Below are 5,341 nucleotides of genomic sequence, written 5' to 3'. Positions count from 1 at the left end.
TCTCTAGCAGCGAAAGTTCATCGCAGGCTACGCAAAAAAAATTTTAATGAATCCCGCCGCGACCAATCCGAAGGTAGCAAATGCCACCCATTTCACAACGGCCAACTCCTTATCAAGGCGGTTCAAATCCATCTTCAGCTCGTCTTTAACCGTGACCAACTCCGTTTTTAACTCTTCTTTAACCGTGTATAAATCCGCTTTGGTGGCGAGTTGGTTTTCAGCGAACTCGTTAAAGACGCGCTTATTTTCCATGGCAAGCACCTCAGCCTGCTCCACCGTAAAGCCTTTGGCCTCTAATTTCTTAGAGTATTCCAGCGTATCAAATGTGATTAAAGCCATGGATATAACCGCCTTTCTGACACGTTAATTAATGTAATCAAACAAGGTCATGCCTTGCACTTTGCTGAACACCTGTTGTGCCATCTGCAGGGCATTTTGTTTCATGGTGAACTCGGAAATCCCGGCCACCACGTCCTGATCCTGCAAATCGGAACGACGTTGATCCAAGGCAATGCGGAATTCAGCACCCGCATCATACTGGTTTTGCAGACGGTTCTGACGCCCACCGATTTCCGCCAGAGATTGCGACATCGCATCCAGTCCGGTTAATAAATCCGTACCGATTTCCGCCGGTGGCTGCAAGCCCCGATCCAGGTTATCTTTCAACTGCACCATCACATTCAGCAGATTAGGATCCACCCCCGGCGGCAAGGAACCCCCACCCGGAACGGTTTGATCAACATTAAACACTCTGGAACCATTATCCGTGACCCGCACCCGCGCCGGATCGCCTTTGTCATCCGGTTTGACCACATTATCGTTATCAAACGCAATCTGCACAAAGCGTGCGCCAAAGTTCGCCTGCGGATCATAGGGACTATCCGCGGTACCATCATCCGAATTTGGGCTACCAATATAAGCAAAGTATCTCAAACCACTTGGCGACGCCGGGTTCACCGTATCCTCCACAAAAGCGGCTTGAGCATCCACATTATTGCCTGCAAACAGCAGTTCATCCTCAGAGTTACTGCTGTTCATCACATTGGCGACCTGGTCGATCAGCTGACCGATTTCCATTCCGGCGGCTTGACGCTGCTCAGCCGTGTAGGTTTCGTTCATCATCTGAATGGTCAGCTCGCGCACCCGCTGGGTGACGTCCACGGCCGTGTCCAACTGGGTTTCTTCATAAGACAGCATGGTTTTGGCGTATTGACCGTTTTTTTCAAACTGATCGAGGTTTTTCATACTTTGATTCAACGCATTGATCTGGCTGCTAGCGGCTGGGTCGTCACTGGGACGATTGACCTTCTGGCCGGAGGCGAGCTTTTCCTGAATCGCCAAAACGGAGTTTTGGTGTTTTTCAATCGATGCAAAGGATTGCATGTGAAATAAGTTGGTTGAAATTCTCATGATTTGTCTCCTTCAACCTTAACCAATGGCATTCAATAGGGTTTGGAACGTCGATTGCGCGGTTTGCAGAATCTGTGCCGACGCCTGATACGCCTGCTGGAATCGGAGCAGATTGGCGGCTTCTTCATCCAGGTTGACCCCCGATAAGGATTCACGACGCGCCACCATTTGCTCATAGACATTCGTCTGCGCCACCTGTTGCGTTTCCGTGCCGCTCACGTAAGCGCCCACGGTGGTGGACATGGTGGAATAACCGCCTAACAAGGTTTCCGTTGCACCGTTCGTCCCATCTGCATACAGAAGATTGCGATTTTGCAAGCTGGCGATATTGGCCATATTCACGTTATCGCCAATGGCACCCGGTGCCGGTGGATCCGTAGGATCGAAAGGCGAATTGGTTGCGGTATTGACCGGTGATTGCCCCCGCGTGGCAATGCCATCTGGGTCTTCCAGTTTGGTTTTAAAGTTTTCCAGAATATCCTTGTGCGGATTCACCAAAAATTTCTCTCCCGGCTGCACCGCGGCAATGCCACGCACATCGAATTGCAAGCCTTCGACATTCTCAATGCCGTCATCCGGCGCGCCGAACAAAATCACCGCTGGGTTACCCGCCGTATCTTTCACCGCATCGCCAGTTTTGTAGTCAAACACCTCCAAGCCGTCTCCGGCCGGATTGACCCGTAACTCATATTCGCGCGGCTCAAACCGCCCCACTTCCTCTATGGCTTGGTTAAAAAAGCTCTGCTTCGTCGCATAATCCGTCGGTTGCGCTTTGGGATCCGGTGCCACGGCCGTGGAATCATACGGTGGGTTGGCTCCTTGCACCGGCGTATTGGGATTATAAACCGGCGTAAAACTGACCTTGATATTGGTGCCATCTTCCAGACCACCGCCAGCGATGTCGTTATTTTTAATGCTTTTCATCGCATGGGTATCCAGCGGCTGATAATAATCCTGCCCCGGCTCATCATTCATGTCCCAGCCCTGATAATGCTGCCAGTTAATGGACGCCGTCATACCATTCAGCATCAGCCCCAGCTGGTTTTGCGCTTTGTCGAGCATATTGTCACGAAAGTCCAAAACCCCGCCAATTTGCCCCCCTTTGATGTGGTCGGAAATCACCCGCTTTTCGCCATTGACGTTCATATAGACTTCGGTGCGGTCTTCATTGGTGAACTCGGAACGCCCAGTGGACAGTTTGCTCACGGTATTGTCGCCGATCAATGAATAGCGCCCATCGCCCGTGGCCACGTCCACTTTGCCGTCAGATTGCGGAAAGGTTTTAATGTCCATCAGCGTGCTGAGTTTTTTAATGGCTTCATCGCGTTGATCCAGCAGGTCATTCGGCTGCTGGCCGTTCACATTCGTGGTGCGCGCCACCTGCTGATTCAGGGTGTGGATCACATCTAACTGTTCGTTAACGGCATCGATATTGGCATCCAACTGCTTATTGGCCTGAACGCTGCTTTCGTTCAACACGCTGTTCATATTGCCCAGCAGACTTTCCAAGTTGGTGGATTGATCCAGTGCCAGACGGCGATTGGTGTCGGAAGTGGGGTTGTCGGCCAGCTCTTGAAAGGAGTCGAAAATGCGCTGCATAAAGTCCTGCACACCTTCATCGTTACTGGCAATGACGCCTTCGACCTGATTGGACCAGGAAAGCTGTTCGTCATAACGCGACACCATGGATTGGGTATTGACCAGTTGAGTTTGAATGTAGTTGGCGAAAATACGCTCCACATTAGACACTTTAGAACCGCCGCCATTGTAGCCGGACGTCATGGCGTTGGTGGAATTGCCGATGATTTCGGCACGCTGACGGTTATACCCTTCCGTGGCCACATTCGCCACGTTATTGCTGGTGACGTCAATCGCGGTTTTGAACGTGTTTGCGGCGCTGGAACCGATTGAGAGTAAATCCGCCATGGTGCATTCCTTTTTCTGATCGCTCGAATCATCAAGCTTCGAGGGAAATGTTGTGTCTGATTTATGTTGTTTTGTTATAGACTTTTTTCGTTATCTTATTATTTTATCTTATTATTTTGTGTCTTTGCCATATAAACTGTATCGACCGCCTGATCCATTTCTGAACCCCTTATTCTTCTAACGGTCGTTGTTGCAGCTGGCGAATGGCCAGACTGTCGGCCGTAGTAAGCGGTTTTTGCTGTGGCGGGGCGTTTTCCGCCAGGCCTGCCGCCTGATTTTTCTGTTCCAGATAGAGGCGATAATCTTCTTTCGACATGGTCGGCAGCTTGGGTGCAAGATCCTCAACGATTCTATCGGCCAATCCCAGCGAACCTTTAGAACCCAGTATCTGCGATAACTGCTGATCGTACCAATCTTTATAAAAATCGCCTTGGCCGCCGTCCAGAAAGCCATCGTCAAATTTCACTTTGCGCGCTTCTTTAAGAATCTGCGCCACAAATAACGCCTCAAACTGCTCGGCCACTGGGCGTAAGGCTTCTTTCTGATCTTCTCGCGCGGTTTTTTTCAGGTCATTAAACCCGCCCGGATTGCCGTAAATCTGTTGATGGGCAGCCAATTTAGGCACTTGCAAATCGACACTGGACATTTCGCGCCTCCTTTGTGTTAAATCACCATCAAGTCAGCTTGTAACGCACCCGACTGCTTTAAAGCTTCCAGAATCGCCACCAAATCACTCGGCGCGGCACCGACTTTATTGACCGCATGCACAATATCGTCCAGCGTGACCCCCTGCGGGAACTTAAACATCCGCCCGCTGCCCATATTTTCCACCGACAGCTCGGAGTCCTGAGTGACGGCCGTTTCGCCGCCACCAAAGGCATTCGGCTGATTGACGTTTTGGTTTTCATTCACTTTCACCACCAGGTTCCCGTGGCTCACTGCGGCCGCCGACACCTTCACATTGTTGCCGATCACCACTGTGCCGGTACGCGAGTTAATAATGACCTTCGCCGCTTCCATGCCCGGTTTGACTTCAATGTTTTCCACAATCGACAAAAACGACACCCGCTGATCGGGAATGCGCGGTGCCATCACCTCGACCGATTCCGCATCCAGCGCATAAGCGGTGCCTTCGCCCAATTTTTCGTTAATCGCCTTGACCAGATTGGTGGCGGTGGTGAAATCGGCATTTTTTAAGTTCAGGGTAATGGTGTTCCCCAAATCAAAGCCGCTGTTGACGGTGCGTTCCACCGAACCGCCGCCGGGCACCCGCCCGACACTCGGCACATTCACGGTAATGCGTGAACCGTCCGCACCGGACGCATCCAAACCGCCCACCAGCAAATTGCCTTGTGCCAAGGCATACACATTACCGTCCACCCCTTTCAAGGGCGTTAACAATAAGGTGCCACCGCGCAAACTTTTCGAATTCCCCAAAGAGGAAACCGTCACATCGATTCTTTGACCTGGCTTGGCAAAGGCTGGCAAATCGGCGTGCACCGCCACGGCGGCGACGTTTTTGGAGTTGGTTTTGGTGCCGGGCGGTAGGTTAATGCCAAATTTATTCAACATACTCAATAAACTCTGGTCGGCGTAGTCGGTTTTGTCGCCGGTGCCGTTCAGCCCCACCACCAAACCATAGCCGATCAGCTGGTTACTGCGCACACCGCCGACATTGGCCAAATCCTTGACACGTTCAGCGTAACTGACCGAACTCCAAATCAACAACACTGCCAATATAATGACACTTTTTCTGGTAAACATGGGTTTCTCCTATGGATTCAAGGAATTATTATTATGGTTACTTAGGATATAGCATTTGCCATGCCAGAGATTGGATTGCACAGCTAACATCATGCAAAACATCAAAAAAATGGGGCGAAAACGCCCCCAAAGACCAGAAAAAAACAGAGAGGCGGATTTCACCAGGCCTGGTGAAACCGCGAAAGAAAAAACCGACCTGCAAAAAGGAGATAAAGGGCACCTCGAACAACCTCCACAGGAG

5 protein-coding genes are annotated in these 5,341 nt (G+C 50.9%); all 5 read right to left on the bottom strand.

All coding sequences use genetic code 11. The features are described 5' to 3' along the window. Positions 1-27: 27 nt before the first annotated feature. The 5 genes from ACP5D0_RS09815 to ACP5D0_RS09795 all read right to left on the bottom strand — a co-directional run bounded on the left by ACP5D0_RS09815 (position 28) and on the right by ACP5D0_RS09795 (position 5,100). Positions 28-339 carry a CCDC90 family protein gene (locus ACP5D0_RS09815; RefSeq protein ID WP_472365598.1) on the bottom strand — a complete coding sequence of 104 codons (312 nt, stop codon included), beginning with the start codon at positions 337-339 and terminating at the stop codon, positions 28-30. Between the two features lie 24 nt (positions 340-363). Next, positions 364-1,410, bottom strand: coding sequence for a flagellar hook-associated protein FlgL (gene flgL / locus ACP5D0_RS09810; protein ID WP_472365597.1), 1,047 nt, complete (start codon positions 1,408-1,410; stop codon positions 364-366). An 18-nt stretch (positions 1,411-1,428) separates the two neighbouring features. Then, a complete protein-coding gene (gene flgK / locus ACP5D0_RS09805; RefSeq protein WP_472365596.1) occupies positions 1,429-3,336 on the bottom strand; it encodes a flagellar hook-associated protein FlgK in 1,908 nt (635 codons plus the stop codon). A gap of 169 nt (positions 3,337-3,505) precedes the next feature. Continuing rightward, positions 3,506-3,982, bottom strand: a complete 477-nt coding sequence (locus ACP5D0_RS09800; RefSeq protein ID WP_472365594.1) for a rod-binding protein — start codon at positions 3,980-3,982, stop codon at positions 3,506-3,508. A 17-nt stretch (positions 3,983-3,999) separates the two neighbouring features. After that, positions 4,000-5,100 (bottom strand): flagellar basal body P-ring protein FlgI, encoded by a 1,101-nt coding sequence (locus tag ACP5D0_RS09795; protein WP_472365593.1) that lies wholly within the window; start codon positions 5,098-5,100, stop codon positions 4,000-4,002. Between the last annotated feature and the right edge of the window lie 241 nt (positions 5,101-5,341).

The organism is Hydrogenovibrio sp. (assembly GCF_049975065.1).
In the GTDB taxonomy this organism is placed as follows: domain Bacteria; phylum Pseudomonadota; class Gammaproteobacteria; order Thiomicrospirales; family Thiomicrospiraceae; genus Hydrogenovibrio.
The sequence above is the reverse complement of the archived record's forward strand: the minus strand, read 5'-3'. Positions and strand labels throughout refer to the sequence as shown.